Origin of the sequence: Pseudomonas brassicacearum (assembly GCF_918698105.1) — a bacterium.
Lineage (GTDB): Bacteria > Pseudomonadota > Gammaproteobacteria > Pseudomonadales > Pseudomonadaceae > Aquipseudomonas > Aquipseudomonas brassicacearum_F.
In genome coordinates this window covers 24581-45162 of sequence record NZ_CAKKMI010000056.1, presented here as the reverse complement: position 1 = coordinate 45162, position 20582 = coordinate 24581, and the positions used below count along the sequence as shown (strand labels likewise).

20 protein-coding genes are annotated in these 20582 nt (G+C 61.2%); 16 read left to right on the top strand and 4 right to left on the bottom strand.

Going from position 1 to position 20582, the window contains the following annotated elements:
• From LQ215_RS20575 to LQ215_RS20540, 8 genes are all read left to right on the top strand, one after another.
• Positions 1-729, top strand: a 729-nt coding sequence (locus tag LQ215_RS20575; RefSeq protein WP_230152342.1) for a hypothetical protein, incomplete at its 5' end; no start/stop codon positions are given.
• A 268-nt stretch (positions 730-997) separates the two neighbouring features.
• Positions 998-2239, top strand: a complete 1242-nt coding sequence (locus LQ215_RS20570) for an SfnB family sulfur acquisition oxidoreductase (protein ID WP_230152341.1) — start codon at positions 998-1000, stop codon at positions 2237-2239.
• A gap of 23 nt (positions 2240-2262) precedes the next feature.
• Positions 2263-3456, top strand: a complete 1194-nt coding sequence (locus LQ215_RS20565) for an SfnB family sulfur acquisition oxidoreductase (RefSeq protein WP_230152340.1) — start codon at positions 2263-2265, stop codon at positions 3454-3456.
• Entirely contained in the window at positions 3456-4814 is a 1359-nt protein-coding gene (locus tag LQ215_RS20560; RefSeq protein WP_230152339.1) for an LLM class flavin-dependent oxidoreductase, read from the top strand. The genes LQ215_RS20565 and LQ215_RS20560 overlap by 1 nt, the downstream gene beginning before the upstream one ends.
• A gap of 191 nt (positions 4815-5005) precedes the next feature.
• The gene (locus tag LQ215_RS20555; RefSeq protein ID WP_230152337.1) at positions 5006-5815 is read left to right on the top strand and encodes a MetQ/NlpA family ABC transporter substrate-binding protein; all 810 of its coding nucleotides are present in this window, start codon (positions 5006-5008) and stop codon (positions 5813-5815) included.
• A 1-nt stretch (position 5816) separates the two neighbouring features.
• Entirely contained in the window at positions 5817-6941 is a 1125-nt protein-coding gene (locus LQ215_RS20550; RefSeq protein WP_230152336.1) for a methionine ABC transporter ATP-binding protein, read from the top strand.
• Positions 6931-7575: a methionine ABC transporter permease gene (locus LQ215_RS20545; protein ID WP_003196648.1), complete on the top strand. Its 645-nt coding sequence runs from the start codon at positions 6931-6933 to the stop codon at positions 7573-7575. The genes LQ215_RS20550 and LQ215_RS20545 overlap by 11 nt, the downstream gene beginning before the upstream one ends.
• 82 nt (positions 7576-7657) lie before the next feature.
• Positions 7658-8284: a class I SAM-dependent methyltransferase gene (locus tag LQ215_RS20540; RefSeq protein ID WP_230152335.1), complete on the top strand. Its 627-nt coding sequence runs from the start codon at positions 7658-7660 to the stop codon at positions 8282-8284.
• 981 nt (positions 8285-9265) lie between these two features.
• On the opposite strand, the gene LQ215_RS20535 is transcribed toward LQ215_RS20540, so the two are convergent.
• Entirely contained in the window at positions 9266-9832 is a 567-nt protein-coding gene (locus LQ215_RS20535) for a transporter substrate-binding domain-containing protein (RefSeq protein WP_230152334.1), read from the bottom strand.
• Between the two features lie 133 nt (positions 9833-9965).
• On the opposite strand from LQ215_RS20535, the gene LQ215_RS20530 reads away from it, so the two are divergent.
• Complete coding sequence (locus tag LQ215_RS20530; protein WP_230152333.1) at positions 9966-10391, top strand: DUF4399 domain-containing protein; 426 nt, start codon at positions 9966-9968, stop codon at positions 10389-10391.
• Between the two features lie 109 nt (positions 10392-10500).
• Here LQ215_RS20530 and serA read toward each other — a convergent pair whose 3' ends face one another.
• Positions 10501-11730, bottom strand: coding sequence for a phosphoglycerate dehydrogenase (gene serA, locus LQ215_RS20525; protein WP_230152332.1), 1230 nt, complete (start codon positions 11728-11730; stop codon positions 10501-10503).
• Between the two features lie 205 nt (positions 11731-11935).
• Between serA and LQ215_RS20520 the strand changes: the two genes are divergently transcribed.
• From LQ215_RS20520 to LQ215_RS20500, 4 genes are all read left to right on the top strand, one after another.
• Positions 11936-13330, top strand: a complete 1395-nt coding sequence (locus tag LQ215_RS20520; RefSeq protein ID WP_230152331.1) for an FAD-binding oxidoreductase — start codon at positions 11936-11938, stop codon at positions 13328-13330.
• A gap of 42 nt (positions 13331-13372) precedes the next feature.
• Positions 13373-14038 (top strand): fumarylacetoacetate hydrolase family protein, encoded by a 666-nt coding sequence (locus LQ215_RS20515; protein ID WP_230152330.1) that lies wholly within the window; start codon positions 13373-13375, stop codon positions 14036-14038.
• Positions 14039-14269: 231 nt separating this feature from the next.
• Complete coding sequence (locus LQ215_RS20505) at positions 14270-15202, top strand: SdiA-regulated domain-containing protein (protein WP_230152329.1); 933 nt, start codon at positions 14270-14272, stop codon at positions 15200-15202.
• Positions 15203-15323: 121 nt separating this feature from the next.
• Entirely contained in the window at positions 15324-16238 is a 915-nt protein-coding gene (locus LQ215_RS20500; protein WP_230152327.1) for an SdiA-regulated domain-containing protein, read from the top strand.
• Between the two features lie 156 nt (positions 16239-16394).
• Here the strand turns inward: LQ215_RS20500 and rpiA are convergent, their stop codons facing one another.
• A complete protein-coding gene (rpiA, locus tag LQ215_RS20495) occupies positions 16395-17069 on the bottom strand; it encodes a ribose-5-phosphate isomerase RpiA (RefSeq protein WP_013692033.1) in 675 nt (224 codons plus the stop codon).
• Between the two features lie 137 nt (positions 17070-17206).
• On the opposite strand from rpiA, the gene ilvA reads away from it, so the two are divergent.
• On the top strand, positions 17207-18721 hold the full coding sequence (ilvA, locus tag LQ215_RS20490) for a threonine ammonia-lyase, biosynthetic (RefSeq protein ID WP_230152326.1): 1515 nt from the start codon (positions 17207-17209) through the stop codon (positions 18719-18721).
• Positions 18722-18766: 45 nt separating this feature from the next.
• Entirely contained in the window at positions 18767-19192 is a 426-nt protein-coding gene (locus LQ215_RS20485) for a DUF2269 family protein (protein ID WP_230152324.1), read from the top strand.
• 104 nt (positions 19193-19296) lie between these two features.
• Here the strand turns inward: LQ215_RS20485 and LQ215_RS20480 are convergent, their stop codons facing one another.
• Complete coding sequence (locus tag LQ215_RS20480; RefSeq protein ID WP_230152323.1) at positions 19297-19953, bottom strand: HAD family hydrolase; 657 nt, start codon at positions 19951-19953, stop codon at positions 19297-19299.
• 143 nt (positions 19954-20096) lie between these two features.
• On the opposite strand from LQ215_RS20480, the gene LQ215_RS20475 reads away from it, so the two are divergent.
• Positions 20097-20576, top strand: a complete 480-nt coding sequence (locus LQ215_RS20475; RefSeq protein WP_003186867.1) for an RNA pyrophosphohydrolase — start codon at positions 20097-20099, stop codon at positions 20574-20576.
• The last annotated feature ends 6 nt before the right edge of the window (positions 20577-20582 follow it).

Below are 20582 nucleotides of genomic sequence, written 5' to 3'. Positions count from 1 at the left end.
ACCCTGGCCAATGCCCACCCCACCGGCATCAATATCGCCAACGCCGCTCACCTGGAGGTCGCCATTGCGCCCTACCCCGGCATGGACGCCGGTGACCTGATCGAACTGTTCTGGGACAGCTGCTTCGTCGGCTCGCGCGTGCTGTCGCAGGCCGATACCCTGGGCGACATCACGATGCGGGTTCCGGAGAGTTTCATCGTCAATGGCAGCTCGCGCATTCATTATCGGGTGATGCAAGTCGGGCGTGGGCCGGCGCTGTCGGCCAAGCAACGGGTACACGCGAAGCTCGATTGTCCCGGCGGGCAGTCGTCGGCCCTGAGCGGCGATGAAAACCAGAGCCTGGCACCCGTGCGCATTCCCAGCACTATCCGCCGCCAAGGGGTGAACCCCAACCAGATCAAGCGCGGTGTACCGCTGACCATCGAACCCTACCTGAACATGGCCGTCGGCGATGCCGTGACCCTGCGCTGGGGCGATGTGCGCATGGACCTGCCTGCCGTCACCGCCAGCGAGGTCGGCCAGCCGATCAATGTCTGGGTCCCGCCGCAGATCATCCTGGAGGCGGGAGAAGACCTGCGCCTGGAAGTGACCTACTGCATCCTCGACCGTGTGGGCAATAACTCTCACTGGGCACCGCCACGGACATTGAAGATCGGGTGCGTCAATCCGTATCTGAAAAACCCGCCGAAAGAAGCCCTCATGGCGGCCGAGCCGCACCGACAAAAGTGAAAGACACTGGAAAGCTTCTGTGGCGAGGGGATTTATCCCCTCGCCACAGCATCACCCGGCAAAAGCCCTCTATCAATATTCCTAAAAGTTAGTTTAAAAATAATTTACACACGCTTAGGGTATATACACCGGACCACCGGACATTCTTGATTTTCGCTCGCCGCATTCATCGCGGCGTTTTCTTGAGATGTGAGGTGGGTATGCAACGGAACACAATCACCCCAGGGCAATACGCCAAGGCACTGCCTGCAGCCACGGAGTGGCTGTAATGTCGGATCTGGCGCAAGCAAAAGTCCAAAGCGACCTGGACATCGCCCCGCTGTTGGTGCCCGCACAGGTGTTGCGCAACGATGCCGAGGCGATCAAAGCTGCCCATGAACTGGCGCAGGTCGCCCGTCAACAGGCGGCCCGTCGTGACCAGCAACGCAAGCTGCCCTGGGCAGAAATCGAGCAGTTCACCCGCAGCGGACTGGGCAGCATCACCATTCCCCGGGCATACGGCGGCCCGCAGGTATCGTTCGTCACCCTGGCCGACGTCTTCGCGATCATTTCCGCCGCTGACCCGGCCCTCGGGCAGATCCCGCAAAACCAGTTCGGCGTACTCCAGCTGATTCTCGGCACCGGCACCGAACGGCAGAAAAAAATCCTTTTACAAAGCGTGCTCGAAGGCTGGCGCATCGGCAACGCCGGGCCGGAACGTGGCACTCGCAATACCCTTGAACTCAAGGCTCGGATCACCGCTGACGGTGACGGGTTTGTCATCAATGGCCAGAAGTTCTATTCCACTGGCGCGCTGTTTGCGCACTGGGTCGCGGTCAAGGCGCTGAATGACGAGGGCCGCCAGGTGCTGGCGTTCGTGCGGCGCGGCACCCCGGGCCTGCGGATCGTCGACGACTGGTCGGGGTTCGGCCAGCGCACCACCGCCAGCGGCACCGTGCTGCTGAATAATGTGCGGGTGGATGCCGAGTACGTCCTGGATAACTGGCGCATCAACGAAACACCCGGTGTGCAAGGCGCGATTTCCCAACTGATCCAGGCCGCCATCGATGCGGGTATCGCCCGTGGCGCCATCGACGATGCCATCGCCTTTGTGCGTGAACGGGCCCGGCCCTGGATTGATGCCAAGGTCGACCGAGCCAGTGATGACCTTTACGTGATCGCCGACATTGGCAAACTGAAAATCGAACTGCACGCCGCCGAAGCCTTGCTGCGCAAGGCCGGACAGGTGTTGGACCAGGTCAGTGCCGCCCCCATCACGGCGCAATCGGCCGCCCGCGCCTCGATTGCCGTGGCCGAGGCCAAAGTGCTCACCACCGAGATCGCCCTGCAAGCCAGCGAAAAACTCTTCGAGCTGGCCGGCAGCCGCGCCACCCTCGCCGAATTCAACCTCGATCGCCACTGGCGCAACGCACGGGTCCACACCCTGCACGACCCGGTGCGCTGGAAGTATCACGCGGTAGGCGCCTACCACCTGAACGGCACCTTGCCGGCCCGCCATTCCTGGATCTGACCACCCGACCTCTGGAGCAGCACATGACGTTTTCCCAACACGTCGCGGTGATCACCAGCGATGAACAAGCCCTGATCGTAGCCAGCGACCTGGCCGATGACTTCAAGCGCGACAGCGCCCTGCGCGACCGCGAGCGCCGCTTGCCGTACCCGGAACTGGAGGCCTTCTCCCGCTCGGGCCTGTGGGGCATCAGCGTGCCCAAGGCTTACGGCGGCGCCGGCGTGTCCAATGTCACGCTGGCCAAAGTGATCGCCTTGATTGCCCAGGCTGACAGCTCGCTTGGGCAGATCCCGCAAAATCATTTCTACGCCCTGGAAGTGCTGCGGGTAAACGGCAGCGAAGCGCAAAAACAACGCCTGTACGCCGACGTGCTCGCCGGCCAGCGCTTTGGTAACGCCCTGGCCGAACTTGGCACCAAGACTGCCCATGACCGCATCACCCAACTGCGCCGCGACGGCGAGGGTTATCGCATCAACGGTCGCAAGTTCTACGCCACGGGCGCGATCTACGCCCAGCGCATCCCCACATCGGTGGTGGACGAAAACGGTGTGCAGCAACTGGCGTTCGTCCCTCGCAACAGCCAAGGCCTGACGGTGATCGACGACTGGAGCGGTTTTGGCCAGCGCACCACGGACAGCGGTTCGGTGGTGTTCGAAGACGTGTATGTCGCCGCCGCCGATATCGTGCCCTTCCAGAGCGCCTTCGAGCGTCCCACACCGGTGGGGCCGCTGGCGCAGATTCTTCACGCCGCCATCGACACCGGCATCGCCCGCGCCGCCTATGAAGATGCCCTGCATTTTGTCCGCAATAAAACCCGCCCCTGGATCGACGCTACCAGCGACGTCGCCACCGAAGACCCGCACACCCTCAAGAGTTTCGGCCAACTGAGCATCCGCCTGCACGCCGCCGAAGCCCTGTTGGAACGTGCCGGTGAGTTTCTCGACCGAGCCCAGGCCAACACCCAAGCCGACACGGTCGCCGCCGCCTCGATTGCCGTGGCCGAGGCCCGTGCCATCAGCACCGAAATCTCCCTGGCCGCCGGCAGCACGCTGTTCGAATTGGCCGGCAGCCAGGCGACCCTGGCCGAACATGGCCTCGACCGCCACTGGCGCAACGCCCGGGTGCACACCCTGCATGACCCGGTGCGCTGGAAATACCACGCGGTGGGCAACTTCTACCTCAACGATGAAAAACCGCCGCTGCGGGGGACTATCTGATGGCGGCCGGCAAGAAAAAGATCCTGCTCAACGCGTTCAACATGAACTGCATCGGGCACATCAATCACGGCCTGTGGACCCATCCCCAGGACACGTCGACCCAGTTCAACACGATCGAATACTGGACCGCCCTGGCGCAATTGCTCGAGCGCGGATTGTTCGACGGGTTGTTCATCGCCGACATCGTCGGGGTCTATGACGTGTACCAAGAGTCGGTGGACGTTACGCTCAAGGAGTCGATCCAACTGCCGGTCAATGACCCGTTGCTGTTGGTGTCCGCCATGGCCGCCGTGACGAAAAACCTCGGCTTCGGCCTCACCGCCAACCTGACCTACGAACCGCCCTACCTGTTCGCCCGACGCATGAGCACCCTCGACCACCTGAGTCGCGGCCGGGTCGGCTGGAACATCGTCACCGGCTACCTGGACAGCGCCGCCAAGGCCATGGGCCTGACGGCGCAGGTCGAGCATGACCGCCGCTACGACCAGGCCGACGAATACCTGCAAGTGCTCTACAAACTGTGGGAAGGCAGCTGGGAAAACGACGCGGTGCTCAACGACCGCAAGCAGCGGATTTATGCCCGGCCGGAAAAAGTGCACAAGGTCCGGCACCAGGGCGAGTTCTACCAGGTCGAGGGCTATCACCTGTGCGAACCGTCACCCCAGCGCACGCCGGTGCTGTTCCAGGCCGGCAGTTCCGAGCGCGGCCTGCTGTTCGCCGGGCGACATGCCGAGTGTGTGTTCATCAGCGGCCAGAACAAACCGGCGACCAAGGCCCAGGTGGACAAGGTCCGCGCCAGCGCCGTAGAGGCCGGGCGCAACCCCGGGGACATCAAGGTGTTCATGGGCCTGAACGTGATCGTCGGCGAGACCGAAGCGGCCGCCTGGGCCAAGCATGCCGAGTACCTGAGCTACGCCAGCGCCGAGGCCGGCGTGGCGCATTTTTCCGCGTCGACGGGGATCGATTTTTCCCAGTACGAACTGGATGAGCCGATCCAGTACGTCAAGAGCAACGCCATCCAATCCGCCACCAAGACCCTGCAGAACAACGACTGGACCCGGCGCAAACTGCTGGAGCAACACGCCCTGGGCGGTCGCTACATCACGGTGGTCGGCTCGCCCGAACAGGTGGCCGACGAGCTGGAGTCGTGGATCGCCGAAACCGGCCTGGATGGCTTCAACCTGACCCGTATCGTCACGCCGCAAAGCTACGTGGACTTCATCGACCTGGTGATCCCCGAGTTGCAGCGACGCGGCTCGTACAAGACCGAATACGACAACGGCAGCCTGCGCGAAAAACTGTTTCACGCCGAGGCCCATCTACCCAAGCAACACACTGGTTCGACGTACCGGCACTGACACTGTGGCGAGGACTGATGAACCTGTGGCGAGGGGATTTATCCCCGTTGGGCTGCGGAGCAGCCCCAAAGCAGTCAACTGCATCTAGCTGATCCACCGTTGGATCTGAGGGCCGCTTCGCGGCCCAGCGGGGATAAATCCCCTCGCCACAAAAAATATGCACCGCACCTAAAATGACTGGAATAACTGACATGACCAAGCACTTCCTCACCCTGCCAGTCAAAGCACTGGCCCTGGCCCTCGGCCTGTTCAGCTCGGCGCTGTTTGCCGCCGATGCGCCGTTGAAAATCGGCACCACCGCCGCGTTCGCGATTCCCCTGGAAGCGGCCGTCGAAGAAGCCGGCAAGCAAGGCTTGAAAGTCGAGTTGGTGGAGTTCAGCGACTGGATCGCGCCCAACGTCAGCCTGGCCTCCGGCGATATCGACGTGAATTACTTCCAGCACATCCCGTTCCTGGAAAATGCCAAGGCCGCCGCCGGGTTCGACCTGGTGCCGTTTGCGCCGGGGATCATCAACAACGTCGGCCTCTATTCGAAAAAATACAACAGCTTCGACGAACTGCCCGAAGGCGCCAGCGTCGCCATTGCCAACGACCCGATCAACAGCGGTCGCGGCCTGCAACTGCTGGCCAAGGCCGGGCTGATCAGCCTCAAGCCGGGCGTCGGCTACAAGGCCACCGAAGACGACATCGTTGCCAACCCGAAGAAGCTCAAGATCCTGCAGGTCGAAGCCGTGCAGTTGGTGCGCGCTTATGAAGACGCCGACCTGGTGCAGGGTTATCCCGCCTACATCCGCCTGGCCAAGACCTTCGATGCCAGCTCTGCCTTGCTGTTCGACGGCCTCGATCACAAGGAATACGTGATTCAGTTCGTGATCCAGCCCAAGAGCCAGAACGACCCGCGGCTGATCAAGTTCGTCGACATCTACCAACATTCGCCAGCCGTGCGCGCCGCCCTGGACAAGGCCCATGGCAAGCTCTACCAAGCCGGCTGGGAAAGCTGACATGAACGCCGTCAACGCTCGACTCCGACACGAAGCCCCCGCGCCCCAGAGCGCCGAACACGCTGAACTGCATCCGGCGCTCAACCGTGCCCATGTGCGCTTCATCGGCCTGGGCAAGACTTACACCGGCGCCCAGGGTCCGGTGGCCGCACTGCAAGGCATCGACCTGGCGATCCAGCGCGGCGAGGTGTTCGGCATCATCGGCCGCAGCGGCGCCGGCAAGTCGTCGCTGATCCGCACCATCAATCGCCTCGAACAACCCACCAGTGGCCGGGTGTTGATCGATCAGATCGACATCGGCGAGTTCGATGAAGACCGCCTGGTGGAACTGCGCCGGCGCATCGGCATGATCTTCCAGCACTTCAACCTGATGTCGGCCAAGACCGTGTGGCAGAACGTTGAGCTGCCGCTGAAAGTCGCCGGCGTGCCCAAGGAGCAACGCCAGCGCAAGGTTCGCGAGCTGCTGGAACTGGTCGGCCTGCACGGCAAGCACAAGGCCTATCCGGCGCAACTTTCGGGCGGGCAGAAACAGCGGGTGGGGATTGCCCGGGCCCTGGTGCATGACCCGCAGATTTTGTTGTGCGACGAGGCCACCTCGGCCCTGGACCCGGAGACCACTCAATCGATCCTCGGCCTGCTGCGCGAAATCAACCAGCGGCTGGGCCTGACCATCGTGTTGATCACCCACGAAATGGCGGTGATTCGCGAAGTCTGCGACCGGGTCGTGGTGCTCGAGCAGGGGCGGATCGTCGAGCAGGGGCCTGTCTGGGAGGTGTTTGGCAACCCGCAACACGAGGTCAGTCGGACGCTGCTGGCACCGTTGCAACACGCGATACCGGAAGAACTGCAAAACCGCTTGCAGGCGCAGCCGGCATCGGCGGATGCCGCCACTGTGCTGCGCCTGCAATTCACCGGCGCTGGTCGTGATAAAGCGGATCTGGCCGCCTTGTTCAGCGCCCTCGGTGGGCGGGTGCGGCTGCTGCACGGCGGCATCGAGCGAATTCAGGGCCACGGGCTGGGGCAATTGCTACTGGCCGTGAGCGGTTCGTCGTGGGGCGCCGAGGAACTGCGGCAACGGGCCGGCAATTGGGCGCAACGGGTAGAGGTGCTGGGTTATGTGGTTTGATCGGCTATTGCAGGGTTTCATCGACACGTTCCTGATGGTCGGCGTGTCGTCGCTGATCGCGCTGTTGGCGGGCATCCCGCTGGCGGTGATCCTGGTGACCAGCGGCAAGGGCGGGATCTATGAAGCGCCGGTCTTGAACCGGGCCCTGGGCGCGTTCGTGAACCTGTTTCGCTCGATACCATTCCTGATCCTGATGGTGGCGTTGATCCCGTTCACCCGGCTGATCGTCGGCACCACCTATGGCGTCTGGGCCGCGGTCGTACCGCTGACCATCGCCGCCACACCGTTCTTTGCCCGCATCGCCGAAGTCAGCCTGCGGGAGGTCGACCATGGCCTGATCGAAGCGGCCCAGGCCATGGGTTGCCGGCGCTGGCACATTGTCTGGCATGTGTTGCTGCCCGAAGCGCTGCCGGGCATCGTCGGCGGTTTTACCATCACCTTGGTGACCATGATCAACTCTTCGGCCATGGCCGGCGCGATCGGTGCAGGCGGCCTGGGCGACATCGCCTACCGGTACGGCTACCAGCGTTTCGACAGCCAGATCATGCTCACGGTGATCGTGCTGCTGGTGGCGTTAGTGGCGGTGATCCAGTTGGGCGGCGATCGCCTGGCGCGGGGGTTGAACAAGCGTTGATCTGTGGGAGCAGTTGCTCCCACAGGCAGAACAGCGGGCTTGCGGTATAGTCGGCTGACGCTCCCAACCCAAGCCCCCAATCATGAAACACACCACTGAAGACCTGCACGCCATCACCGCCACGACCCTGGGCCATTACAACGCCGTGGCAGAAAGCTTTCGCGAAGGCACCCGCGATCACGATGTCAGCCAGAACATCGACGCCTTGCTGCGCCATATCCAGGGCCAGGCACCGCTGCACATCCTGGATTTGGGCTGCGGCCCGGGGCGCGACCTGCGCACATTCACGGCCATGGGTCATGTTGCGGTCGGCCTCGACGGTTCAGAAGAGTTCGCCCGGATGGCGCGCCAGGACAGCGGTTGTGAGGTCTGGCAACAGGACTTCCTGGAACTCGACCTCCCGGCCGAGCGCTTTGACGGGATTTTCGCCAACGCGGTGCTGTTTCATGTTCCCGTCCAGGAACTGCCCCGGGTGCTCAAGCAACTGCACGCCACGCTCAAGCCCGGCGGCGTGCTGTTCAGTTCAAACCCGCGAGGCGAAAACCAGGAGGGCTGGAATGGCCAGCGCTTCGGCGCCTACCACGACCTCGCGGCCTGGCGCACGCTGCTTGGCGAAGCAGGCTTCGTGGAACTGGAGCATTACTACCGACCGGCGGGGCTGCCGCGCGAGCAACAGCCTTGGTTGGCGAGTGTCTGGCGTAGGCCTTGAAGGCAACCCCATCCGGACCAAACGCTGAACCTTGTGGCGAGGGAGTCCCCGCCGCGTCACCGACGCTGCGCTGTCGCGCAGCAAACAATTATTCGGCCTAAGATAGGAGGTGCGCGCAGGACAGAGGCCGTAGTTACCACTGGCGTGTTCGCACCCGAGAGGGAGAGTGGTCCGCACGGTATCGGCGTGGAGACGTTGTTGGCGCAGCATGCTGTGACCACGTATAGGAGAGTGAACCCTTTCGCCACCGTGTAACCTGCGCCTTGGAATCTATTTAGAAGATCAGATGCCTGAGTTTTGGGGTAGGAGCTTGCTCACGAAGATAGTCTGACAGCTGGCCAGGATTATGGCCGAGTACATATCCATCGCTGCGGTAACGGCCACTTAGGGTTCCGCCCTGACGGCGGGTCACTTTCGAAAAGCGCGAAAGTAACCAAAGCGCTTTTGCCCCACCACTCGGCACCTCGCCTAGGCTCGGTGTGCCCGAACGCAGGCATTGCTCCGTGGGCCGCCGCGAAGGGCCATCCATGGCCCAGCGCGGCTAACCCGGCATCCATGCCGGGTTACCCACTACGCAATACCTGCGTTCGGCCATCGTGGTTAACGGGGCGCCAAGATCAACGTCCGTCGCGAGGCGGCCTCATAGCCGACCTGGCTCTTGCGGTCGTACTCCGGTCCAATTGTGGGAGCGAGCCTGCTCGCGAAGGCGGTCTGATAGTTTGGCCATAGATTCTGGGCAACCACATTTTCCGTGGAAATTGAACCTTTTCGCTACCGTGCAGCCTTGGCCTGGAATTTTTTTTAGAAAAATCAATGCTTGAGTTTTGTTTGATAGGAGCTTGCTCCCGCTGGGCTGCGGAGCGGCCCCAACCGGATGATGTGATTTTCCAGGCAGACCGCGTCAGCTGCTTTACGACGGCTGCGCCGCCGAGCGGGAGCAAGCTCCCTCGCCACAGGAGTTGCGCTTGATCCCAGGTTTTATCACTCCTGCTTACCCAACCACTTCTGCGACAACTTCTCCAACCGCCCGTCATCCTTGATACGCGTCAGGGCGTTGTCCAGGCTGGCCTTGAACGCCGGGTTGCCCTTCTGGAACGGGATCACCAGGCTCGGCGCTGGCTCGCTCTTTTTTTCTGGCTGGAACGACTGCGCCATGACCAACGGGCGTGGCGTCTCATCCTTGCTCGCCAGCAGTTGTGCATCCGGTTGGCTGTAAACGGCGCTGGTGTCGAAACGTTCCGCCAGTTCCGGGGTCATTGCTATGTGGTTGATGGCGACGTCGTACTTGCCGCTCTCCACGCCGCTCATCAGGTCCACGGCATCGGTGACCACGAAGTCGGGGCGTACATCGAGCTCACTGGCAAGCATTTCACCCAATTCCACTTCGAAACCGGTGAGTTTGCCGTCTTCCTTGAAGTTGAAGGGCGCGGTGTTGGCCTCCAAGGCAATGCGCAGTTCGCCACGGTCATTGACGTCATCGATCAGTTCGGCATGAGCCAGGGGACTCAAAAGGGGTAGCAGGCAAATCAGGCCAGGCAGAAAGCGCATGGTCACTCCTAGGTATTTATACAAGCGACGCTCGTTTCAGGCTCGCTTTGCTATGGTTGTTGCAGGCTTCGACAACGATTGGTCATGAAGTTGTCATGGCCAGGCGGATTTCATGGAAAAACTGGAGAAAAAAATGAAAAGCTTTATGTCTCGTGCCGCGGTGGCCGGCCTGTTACTGGGGGCCTCGATGCTGGTAAGCGCCGCAACCCCAGCGCCCAAAGGTGCAGAAGTGTTCATCGTTTCCCCGGCAGACGGCGCCACCGTCGCGCAAGAGTTCAAGGTCAAGTTCGGCGTCAAGGACATTGCCCTGGCGCCGGCGGGTGACGTGACCAAGAATACAGGCCATCACCATTTGCTGATCGACGTGGACAAACTGCCTGCCGCCGGCGCGCCGATTCCGAACGACGCCAATCACATGCACTTCGGCAAGGCACAAACCGAGGCCACCATCAAACTGGCCCCGGGCAAACACACCTTGCAATTGATCCTGGGCGACAGCGGCCACATGCCGTTCGAGCCGTCGATCGTGTCCGAGAAAATCACGGTGAACGTGAAGTAACACAACACCGGCTGACACAACGCAGCTCCCACAGGGGTTTGATGGGCTGTCAGGCAAAAAAACGGGAGCCCTTTTGGGGCTCCCGTTTTTTATTGCAAGCCAGGCCTGCTTAGAACAACACGCGGCAACGAATGGTGCCGTTGATGTGCTGCAGCTTCTCTTGCGCCAGGTCCGAGTATTCGGCGTCGACGTCGATCACGACGTAGCCGACTTTCTCGTTGGTCTGCAGGAATTGACCGGAAATGTTGATACCGTTTTCGGCGAAGACCTTGTTGATCTCGCTCATCACACCCGGGATGTTTTCGTGGATGTGCAGCAAACGGTGCTTGCCAGGGTGTGCCGGCAGGGCCACTTCCGGGAAGTTCACGGACGATACCGAAGTACCGTTGTCGCTGTACTTGACCAGTTTTTCCGCCACTTCCAGGCCGATGTTGGCCTGGGCTTCAGCGGTGGAACCGCCGATGTGCGGGGTCAGGATCACGTTGTCCAGGCCACGCAGCGGGCTTTCGAAGATGTCGTCGTTGGAGCGTGGCTCCACCGGGAACACGTCGATGGCGGCGCCGATCAGGTGCTTGTCCTTGATCGCGTCGGCCAGGGCGTCGAGCTTGACCACGGTGCCACGCGCGGCGTTGATCAGGATCCCGCCCTTCTTGATGGCACGGATTTCCTCCTCGCCGATCATCCACTGGGTGGCAGCGGTTTCCGGCACGTGCAGGGTCACGATGTCGGACATGCCCAGCAACTCGTGCAGGTTGTTGACCTGGGTAGCGTTGCCCAGCGGCAGCTTGGTCACGGTGTCGTAGAAGAACACCTGCATGCCAAGGCCTTCAGCCAATACCGACAACTGGGTGCCGATCGAGCCGTAGCCCACGATACCCAGCTTCTTGCCGCGGATTTCGAAGGAGTTGGCCGCGCTCTTGATCCAGCCACCACGGTGGCAGGAAGCGTTCTTCTCAGGGATGCCGCGCAGCAGCAGGATCGCTTCGGCCAGCACCAGTTCGGCAACGGAACGGGTGTTGGAGTACGGCGCGTTGAACACCGCGATACCGCGCTCGCGCGCCGCGTTGAGGTCAACCTGGTTGGTGCCGATGCAGAAGCAGCCGACCGCCACCAGTTTCTTGGCGTGGTCGAAGATCTCTTCGGTCAGTTGGGTACGGGAGCGAATGCCGATGAAGTGAGCATCGGCGATCTTTTCCTTGAGCTGGGCTTCCGGCAGAGAACTGGTGATGTACTCGATGCTGGTGTAGCCCGCCGACTTGAGGACGTCGACAGCCGATTGGTGGACGCCTTCGAGAAGAAGGAACTTGATCTTGCTCTTATCGAGAGAAGTCTTGCTCATCTGCGTAAACCTGTGTCCCGGAGAAAAATGGCAGGGAATCGGACAGCGCATGCTGGCCCGACCGGCGTGACAGCCGTCGCCGCAGAACAGCCGTTGGGCACTACGCTGCGGGGTCGGTATGCTAGCATATGCACCCCGCTAAACACTCATTCCTGCGACGTGAAGCGTTCTCAGGATGACCATGAATTGTTCGAGAGTTCTGTCGATGACCAATCCTGCCCTGATAGATGAGCTGAAGACCCTGGTTGAGCCTGGCAAGGTCCTGACCGATGCCGACTCCCTGAACGCTTACGGCAAGGATTGGACCAAGCACTTCGCCCCGGCGCCAAGCGCCATCGTCTTCCCCAAGACCACCGAGCAAGTCCAGGCCATCGTGCGCTGGGCCAACGCGCACAAGATCGCGCTGGTGCCATCGGGCGGACGTACCGGGCTTTCCGCCGCAGCCGTGGCGGCCAACGGCGAAGTGGTCGTGTCGTTCGACTACATGAACCAGGTGCTCGACGTGAACCTCACCGACCGCACCGCGGTCTGCCAGCCGGGCGTGGTCACCGAACAACTGCAGAACAAGGCCGAAGAACATGGCCTGTACTACCCGGTAGACTTCGCTTCGGCAGGTTCCAGCCAGATTGGCGGCAATATCGGCACCAATGCCGGCGGGATCAAGGTCATTCGCTACGGCATGACCCGCAATTGGGTGGCGGGCATGAAGGTCGTCACCGGCAAGGGTGACCTGCTGGAATTGAACAAAGACCTGATCAAGAACGCCACCGGCTACGACTTGCGGCAGCTGTTCATCGGCGCCGAGGGCACCCTGGGCTTCGTGGTCGAGGCCACCATGCGCCTGGACCGTGCGCCGAAAAACCTCACCGCCATGGTGCTCGGCACCCCGGACTTCGATTCGATCATGCCGGTGCTGCACGCCTTCCAGGGCAAGCTGGACCTGACCGCCTTCGAGTTTTTTTCCGACAAGGCCCTGGCCAAGGTCCTCGCTCGCGGCGACGTGCCAGCACCGTTCGAAACCGAGTGCCCGTTCTATGCGCTGCTGGAATTCGAAGCCACCACTGAAGAAGTCGCCAACCACGCCCTGGAAACTTTCGAGCATTGCGTGGAGCAAGGCTGGGTGCTGGACGGCGTGATGAGCCAGAGCGAAACCCAACTGCAAAACCTGTGGAAGCTGCGCGAATACATCTCCGAGACCATCTCCCACTGGACCCCGTACAAGAACGACATCTCGGTGACCGTCTCCAAGGTTCCGGGTTTCTTGCGGGAAATCGACGCGATCGTCGGCGAACACTATCCGGATTTCGAAATCGTCTGGTTCGGCCACATCGGCGACGGCAACCTGCACCTGAACATCCTCAAGCCGGAAAACCTGAGCAAGGATGAGTTCTTCGCCAAATGCGCGACCGTGAACAAATGGGTCTTTGAAACCGTCGAGAAGTACAACGGCTCGATTTCCGCCGAACACGGCGTGGGCATGACCAAGCGCGACTACCTGACCTATAGTCGTTCACCTGTGGAAATCGAATACATGAAAGCGGTGAAGGCGGTATTTGACCCGAACGGCATCATGAACCCGGGCAAGATTTTCGCGATCTGACGCTTAAAAACACCTGATGAATCCCAGAAGCAGGAGTCGGTAATGAGCTATCAGCACCAGTATGTCGACGGAACACGTATTCATTTCCCGGTGGGGAAAGTGGTGTGCATTGGCCGCAACTACGCCGAACATGCAAAGGAACTGGATAACCCGGTGCCCACCGAACCCTTGCTGTTCATCAAGCCGGGCAGTTGCGTGGTGCCGCTGGAAGGCGGTTTCAGCATTCCTGCCGAGCGTGGCTCGGTGCACTACGAGGCAGAAATCGCCGTGCTGATCGGCAAGCCGCTGTCCACCAAGCCCAGCGCTGAAGAAGTACTGGACGCAATCTCCGGCTTCGCCCCGGCTCTGGACCTGACCCTGCGGGACAAGCAGGCCGAACTCAAGGCCAAGGGCCTGCCGTGGGAAGTGGCCAAGTCCTTCGACGGCGCGGCAGTGATCGCTCCATTTGTCTCGAAGGATACGTTTGCCGACCTGGCCGACATTCCCGTGCGCCTGACCATCAACGGCGAAGTGCGCCAGGACGGCAACAGCAGCCTGATGCTCAACCCCATCGTGCCGATGATCCAATACATGGCCGGCTGCTTCTCGCTGCAGGCCGGCGACGTGATCCTCACCGGCACCCCGGCCGGCGTCGGGCCGTTGAATGCAGGTGATGAGCTGGTACTGGAGTTGCCGGGGGCGAGCCGCTTCGAAAGCAGCGTTCGCTAACGGCTAAACCTGTGTTCCCCTGTGGGAGCGAGCTTGCTCGCGATGAGGCCATCACATCCAGCATTGATGGTGGATGACACACCGCTATCGCGAGCAAGCTCGCTCCCACAGGGGCGGGTGGAGGTCTGTCCCACCATTTACCGTTTTTTTCACATGCCATCCGGATAATTCCGAGGAATGCGGCATCTGAGCCAGCCACTCCCCTAGCCGAATTTCTGGAACGTATTCCCGATGGCCAAAACCCAAGCATTCTCTGCTGCCAAACCTGCCCGCCGCTCCCGCTTCGCCCTGCCCTGGTATGCCTGGTCGCTGCTGGCATTGGCCGCTGCCTATGGCCTGGCGTTTGCGATGCATTGGGACGACCGCGGCCTGCTTTGGCTATCGGAACGCTTCCAGAGCCCGGCCCAGCGCCAGGAGAGCATCTGGCTGCCGGACTACCGCGCCGTGATCGACGCCAAGCCGCTACCGGGCATGGAAAAGGACGAAGCGTCCGATGTGACCTACAACCCGCAGACCAAGACCCTGTTCGCCGTCATGGGCAAAAAACCGTTCCTGGTGGAACTGACCCTGCAAGGCGATGTGCTGCGCAAGATGCCCTTGGTGGGTTGGAGCAACCCCGAGGGCGTGGCCTATATGGAAAACGGCCTGTTGGCCATCACCGACGAACGAAATCACACACTGACCATCGTCCACGTCGGTGCCGATACCCGCGAACTGAACAACGCCGACTTCCCCCACTATGATCTCGGCCCATCCAAGAACCAGAACAAAGGGTTCGAAGCGATCGTCTGGGACCCGCGCAACCAGCAACTGGTGCTTGGGGAGGAACGCCCGCCAGCGCTGTTCACCTGGAAAAGCGATGGCAGCCAATTGCTCAAGGGCGACAAGCAGATCCATGTCAGCAATGAACTGGACCTGCGCAACCTCTCGGCACTGGCGATCGATCCGCGCACCGGTCACATGCTGGTGCTTTCGGCCGACTCCCATCTGTTGCTGGAACTGGACGAAAAAGGCGAGCAGGTCAGCTTCATGACCTTGCTAGGCGGCTTCAACGGTTTGAAAGACACCATCCCTCGTGCCGAAGGCGTCACCGTCGATGAGGCCGGCAACCTGTACATGGTCAGCGAGCCGAATCTGTTCTATCGTTTCGAAAAACAGCGCTGACGGCACTAACTCTGTAAGGTAGATTCCCTTTCGTTGTAGGGTGTGGCACACAGCTATTAAGCTTCAGTTCAGGCAGCGGTGGTATTTCCACTCACCTGTTCTCATCCGAGCCCACCCTGACATGCGTCGACTCGTCCGCCCCAAATCCTTGATCCTGATATTGCTGACGCTGGTGCTGATTCTCCTGATCGCCGCCGGCCAGCACCTGCGCCTTTTCGAACGCGCCTGGTTCAACCTCAACACCCTCTGGAAAACCACCAGCGAGCAAGCCATTGCCCTGGACCAATACCGGGTCACGATCGAGGCGCAGGTGATCGAAGGCCTGGACGATGACGTTTCAGCGCTGACGTTCGATCCGATCCGCAAGAGCCTGTTCACCGTCACCAATAAAAATGCCGAGCTGGTCGAGTTGTCGCTGGACGGCAAGATTCTGCGGCGTATCGCCCTGATCGGCTTTGGCGATCCGGAGGCAGTGGAATTCATCAGCGAAGATATTTACGTCATCACTGACGAGCGCCAACAGCGCCTGATCAAAGTCCACCTGGACGACGACACCCAATTCCTCGACGCCGCCGAAGCCGAGCAGATGACCCTCGGCGTGCACATGAGCGGCAACAAGGGGTTCGAAGGGTTGGCCTACGATTCGGTGGGCAAACGCCTGTTCGTGGCAAAGGAACGCGACCCGATGCTGATTTATGAAGTGCATGGGTTTCCCCACCACAATCCAGAAAAGTCTTACGCAGTCCATGTGATCAACAACCCCAAGCGCGATGCCGGGCTGTTCGTACGCGACCTCTCAAGCCTGCAATTCGACGAGCGCAGCGGCCATTTGCTGGCGCTGTCCGAGGAATCGCGGTTGATTATCGAACTGGATATCGACGGCCGGCCGCTGAGCACGCTGTCGTTGAGCAAGGGCCGCCAGGGCCTGCAAAAAACCGTGCCCCAGGCCGAAGGCCTGGCCATGGACGACGATGGCAACCTGTATCTGGTGAGCGAGCCGAATCTGTTCTACGTGTTCAAGAAGCCGCAGCCTTGATCCACTTACCCTGAACTACCACAAAAACCCAATGTGGGAGCGAGCTTGCTCGCGATAGCGGTGTATCAGCCATGAAGGTATCGACTGACATACCGCCATCGCGAGCAAGCTCGCTCCCACAGGGTCCGGTGTTGAATCAATAACTGATCGCCCGGTTTATTCAGCCCGCAGCGTCTTCACCCCTTCAGGGGTCCCCAGCAACAGCACATCCGCCGGACGCGCCGCGAACAAACCGTTGGTGACCACGCCCACGATGGCGTTGATCTGGCTTTCCAGTTCCACCGGGTTGGTGATCTGCAGGTTATGCACATCGAGGATGATGTTGCCGTTATCGGTCAGCACGCCTTCGCGATACACCGGGTCGCCGCCCAGCTTCACCAGTTCGCGGGCCACATGACTGCGGGCCATCGGGATGACTTCCACCGGCAATGGGAACGCGCCAAGCACCGGTACCAGTTTGCTGGCGTCGGCGATGCAGATGAAGGTCTTGGCCACGGCCGCGACGATCTTCTCGCGCGTCAGCGCCGCACCGCCGCCCTTGATCAGGTTCAGGTGCGCGTCGCTTTCATCGGCGCCGTCGATGTAGAACTCCAGGTCGCTCACGGTGTTGAGCTCGTACACCGGGATCCCGTGGCCCTTGAGGCGCGCGGCGGTTGCTTCGGAGCTGGCGACCGCGCCGTCGAACGCGCCCTTGTGTTGCGCCAGCGCGTCGATGAAGCAATTGGCCGTTGAGCCGGTGCCAACCCCGACGACGCTCTTGTCATCCAGCTTCGGGAGGATGAGGTCGACGGCGGCCTGGGCCACGGCCTGTTTGAGTTGATCCTGGGTCATGCGGGCTCCGAAAGCGGGCAGGAAGTAAAGAGGGGCGCGAGTATAACCCAACAAAACCTTGGGATTCGTGTGGTCGCCCAGCTAAAAGCCGGGTTAGACTCCTTGGCCCTGCCCAACCCGCTCAGTGATGCTTTCCGATGCTTGAACAGTACGTCAAAAAGATCCTCACCTCGCGCGTTTACGACGTTGCCGTAGAAACCCCGCTGCAGGCCGCCCGCCAGCTCTCCGAGCGGCTGGGCAACAGCATCTTGCTCAAGCGCGAAGACTTGCAGCCGGTGTTCTCGTTCAAGATTCGCGGGGCCTACAACAAGCTGACCCAGCTCAGCGACGAAGAGCGCGCACGCGGCGTGGTCACGGCTTCGGCAGGCAACCACGCCCAGGGCCTGGCCCTGGCGGCCAAGGTGCTGGGCGTCAAGGCCACCATCGTGATGCCCAAGACCACTCCGGAAATCAAGGTCGAAGGCGTGCGCTCACGTGGCGGCAAAGTGGTGCTGCACGGTGACTCGTTCCCCGAAGCCCTGGCCTATTCGCTGAAACTGGTCGACGAAAAAGGCTACGTCTACATCCACCCGTATGACGATCCCCACACCATTGCCGGGCAGGGCACCGTGGCGATGGAAATCCTGCGCCAGCACCCGGGGCGCCTGGATGCGATCTTCGTCCCGGTGGGCGGTGGCGGGCTGATTGCCGGGATCGCGGCCTACGTGAAATACCTGCGCCCCGAAATCAAGATCATCGGCGTCGAGCCGGACGACTCCAATTGTCTGCAAGCGGCCATGGCCGCGGGCGAACGCGTGATCCTGCCGACCGTGGGGCTGTTCGCCGACGGCGTTGCCGTGGCGCAGATCGGCCAGCACACCTTCGATATCTGCAAGCACTACGTGGACGAAGTGATCACCGTCAGCACCGACGAGATCTGCGCCGCGATCAAGGACATCTACGACGATACCCGCTCGATCACCGAACCTGCCGGCGCTTTGGGCGTGGCCGGGATCAAGAAATACGTCGAGTCACGAGGCATCAGTGGCCAGACGCTGGTGGCCATCGACTCCGGCGCCAACGTCAATTTCGACCGCTTGCGCCACGTCGCCGAGCGCGCGGAGCTGGGCGAAGGCCGCGAAGCGATCATCGCCGTGACCATTCCCGAGAAACCGGGCAGCTTCAAGGCGTTCTGCGAAGCCGTCGGCAAGCGCCAGATCACCGAATTCAACTATCGCTACAACACCGGCAGCGAAGCGCACATCTTCGTCGGCGTGCAGACCCACCCGGAAAACGACCCACGCAGCGCGCTGATCGCCAGCCTGACCGCACAAGGCTTCCCGGTGCTGGACCTGACCGACAACGAACTGGCCAAGTTGCACATTCGCCACATGGTGGGCGGGCATGCGGCCCACGTCATCGACGAAGTGGTGCTGCGCTTCGAATTCCCGGAACGCCCGGGTGCGCTGTTCAATTTCCTCAACAAGCTGGGCGGGCGCTGGAACATCTCGATGTTCCACTACCGAAACCATGGCGCGGCGGATGGCCGTGTGGTCGCCGGGCTACAGGTGCCACACGATGAGCGCCACCTGGTGCCGGCTGCCCTGGAAGAAATCGGCTACCCGTACTGGGATGAAAGCGATAACCCGGCCTATCAACTGTTCCTGGGTTGATAAAGCCGGGCTAGGCTGTGAGCAAGACTTGAGGAAAATCCAACAATGGAAACATTGACTGCGCTGAAGATCGCTCACGTCATCGCCACCGTACTGCTGCTGGCGGGCGCCCTGGGGCTGGCCATCTGGGTCTGGCGCACGCGCCGCAACGGCGATGCCACGGCGGCGGCGCGCACGCTGCAACGTCCGCGCCTGTTCATCTGGCTGGTAATGATCCTGGCACTGGCGAGCCTGCCCTTCACGGGCTGGTGGATGGTGCATCAGGTGGGCTGGCCGCTGGGACAGACCTGGCTGCTGGCTTCCAGCGTGCTTTATACCCTGGCGGCGCTGGCGGGGTTCTGGCTAATGGTGCGGCTGAACAAACTGCGCAAGGCGCCGGGAAGTAGCGGGAGGTTTACCTTTGCCTTGGCGCTGTTCAGTGTCGTCTGCTTTATCGCCATTGCGGGGTTGATGGGGGCCAAGCCGGTTTAATATCTGGGACTGGGTTGGCTTCATCGCGAGCAAGCTCGCTCCCACAGGGGATTTGCGTCGATCACACAACCTCTGTGGGAGCGAGCTTGCTCGCGATAGCTATTTCAGCCGCGCAACGAAATCACCGGCCAACCCCGCTTCTGTGCCTCGGCCCGAAGATTCGGATCCGGATCCACCGCCACCGGATGCGTCACCACCTCCAGCAGCGCCAGGTCATTCATCGAGTCGCTGTAGAAATAGCTGCCGTCGAGCGAATGCCCAGTCTCTTCCAGCCAACGGTTCAGCCGGGTCACCTTGCCCTCGCGAAAGCACGGGACATCCGTGCTGCGCCCGCTGTAGCGTCCGTCGATCATCTCGCACTCGGTGGCGATCAGGGTCTCGACGCCCAGGCGCTCGGCAATCGGCCCGGTGACAAAGCGGTTGGTGGCGGTGATGATCACCAGCTTGTCGCCAGCGTCACGGTGCTTTCCAAGCAATTCGATGGCCTGGGGCAACACGATCGGTTCGATGCAATCGCGCATGTAGTCCAGATGCCACTGGGCCAGCACGTGCATCTCGGTACGGCCGAGGATTTCCAGGCAAAAATTCAGGTACTCGGCGTTGTCGAGCTTACCGGCCAGGTAATCCTGGTAGAACTCGTCGTTGCGTGCCTTGTAGGTGACAGCGTCCAGGAAACCGCGCTCGCACAGGTAATCCCCCCACGCGTGATCACTGTCACCCCCCAGCAATGTATTGTCCAAGTCGAATAAAGCCAGCCGCATTGCAGTTACTCGCTGAAAAATCTGAAGAAAGGCGTCCAGAATACGGACTTTTCACAAGAGTGCACATAAGCTAGGGACGCTCGTTGCTGCTTTCACAACCTTTGTGGAACAATGCGGCGACATGCGTTTGCGAGGTTGTTGCCGTGATCGACCCCGATGGTTTCCGCCCCAATGTGGGGATCATTCTGACGAATGATGCAGGGCAGGTGCTATGGGCTCGCCGTATCAATCAAGACGCCTGGCAGTTTCCCCAGGGCGGGATCAACCCCCAGGAGACGCCGGAAGAGGCCTTGTACCGCGAGTTGAACGAAGAAGTGGGGCTTGAGCGAGAAGATGTCGAAATACTCGCCTGCACCCGAGGCTGGTTGCGCTATCGTTTGCCGCAACGCCTGGTCAGGACACACAGCCAACCGCTGTGCATCGGCCAGAAGCAGAAATGGTTTCTCCTGCGCCTGATCTCCAACGAGCAGCGGGTGCGGATGGATTTGACCGGTAAACCGGAGTTCGATGGCTGGCGCTGGGTCAGCTATTGGTATCCGTTGGGCCAGGTGGTGACATTCAAGCGCGAAGTGTACCGACGCGCTCTCAAAGAGCTTGCCCCGCGCCTGCTGACGCGCGACTGACGACGG

Bases quoted from the DNA above. Each gene is read 5' to 3' on its own strand.
- LQ215_RS20570 (WP_230152341.1), top strand. From the start codon at position 998: ATGTCGGATCTGGCGCAAGCAAAAGTCCAAAGCGACCTGGACATCGCC.
- LQ215_RS20565 (WP_230152340.1), top strand. From the start codon at position 2,263: ATGACGTTTTCCCAACACGTCGCGGTGATCACCAGCGATGAACAAGCC.
- LQ215_RS20560 (WP_230152339.1), top strand. From the start codon at position 3,456: ATGGCGGCCGGCAAGAAAAAGATCCTGCTCAACGCGTTCAACATGAAC.
- LQ215_RS20555 (WP_230152337.1), top strand. From the start codon at position 5,006: ATGACCAAGCACTTCCTCACCCTGCCAGTCAAAGCACTGGCCCTGGCC.
- LQ215_RS20550 (WP_230152336.1), top strand. From the start codon at position 5,817: ATGAACGCCGTCAACGCTCGACTCCGACACGAAGCCCCCGCGCCCCAG.
- LQ215_RS20545 (WP_003196648.1), top strand. From the start codon at position 6,931: ATGTGGTTTGATCGGCTATTGCAGGGTTTCATCGACACGTTCCTGATG.
- LQ215_RS20540 (WP_230152335.1), top strand. From the start codon at position 7,658: ATGAAACACACCACTGAAGACCTGCACGCCATCACCGCCACGACCCTG.
- LQ215_RS20535 (WP_230152334.1), bottom strand. From the start codon at position 9,832: ATGCGCTTTCTGCCTGGCCTGATTTGCCTGCTACCCCTTTTGAGTCCC.
- LQ215_RS20530 (WP_230152333.1), top strand. From the start codon at position 9,966: ATGAAAAGCTTTATGTCTCGTGCCGCGGTGGCCGGCCTGTTACTGGGG.
- serA (WP_230152332.1), bottom strand. From the start codon at position 11,730: ATGAGCAAGACTTCTCTCGATAAGAGCAAGATCAAGTTCCTTCTTCTC.
- LQ215_RS20520 (WP_230152331.1), top strand. From the start codon at position 11,936: ATGACCAATCCTGCCCTGATAGATGAGCTGAAGACCCTGGTTGAGCCT.
- LQ215_RS20515 (WP_230152330.1), top strand. From the start codon at position 13,373: ATGAGCTATCAGCACCAGTATGTCGACGGAACACGTATTCATTTCCCG.
- LQ215_RS20505 (WP_230152329.1), top strand. From the start codon at position 14,270: ATGGCCAAAACCCAAGCATTCTCTGCTGCCAAACCTGCCCGCCGCTCC.
- LQ215_RS20500 (WP_230152327.1), top strand. From the start codon at position 15,324: ATGCGTCGACTCGTCCGCCCCAAATCCTTGATCCTGATATTGCTGACG.
- rpiA (WP_013692033.1), bottom strand. From the start codon at position 17,069: ATGACCCAGGATCAACTCAAACAGGCCGTGGCCCAGGCCGCCGTCGAC.
- ilvA (WP_230152326.1), top strand. From the start codon at position 17,207: ATGCTTGAACAGTACGTCAAAAAGATCCTCACCTCGCGCGTTTACGAC.
- LQ215_RS20485 (WP_230152324.1), top strand. From the start codon at position 18,767: ATGGAAACATTGACTGCGCTGAAGATCGCTCACGTCATCGCCACCGTA.
- LQ215_RS20480 (WP_230152323.1), bottom strand. From the start codon at position 19,953: ATGCGGCTGGCTTTATTCGACTTGGACAATACATTGCTGGGGGGTGAC.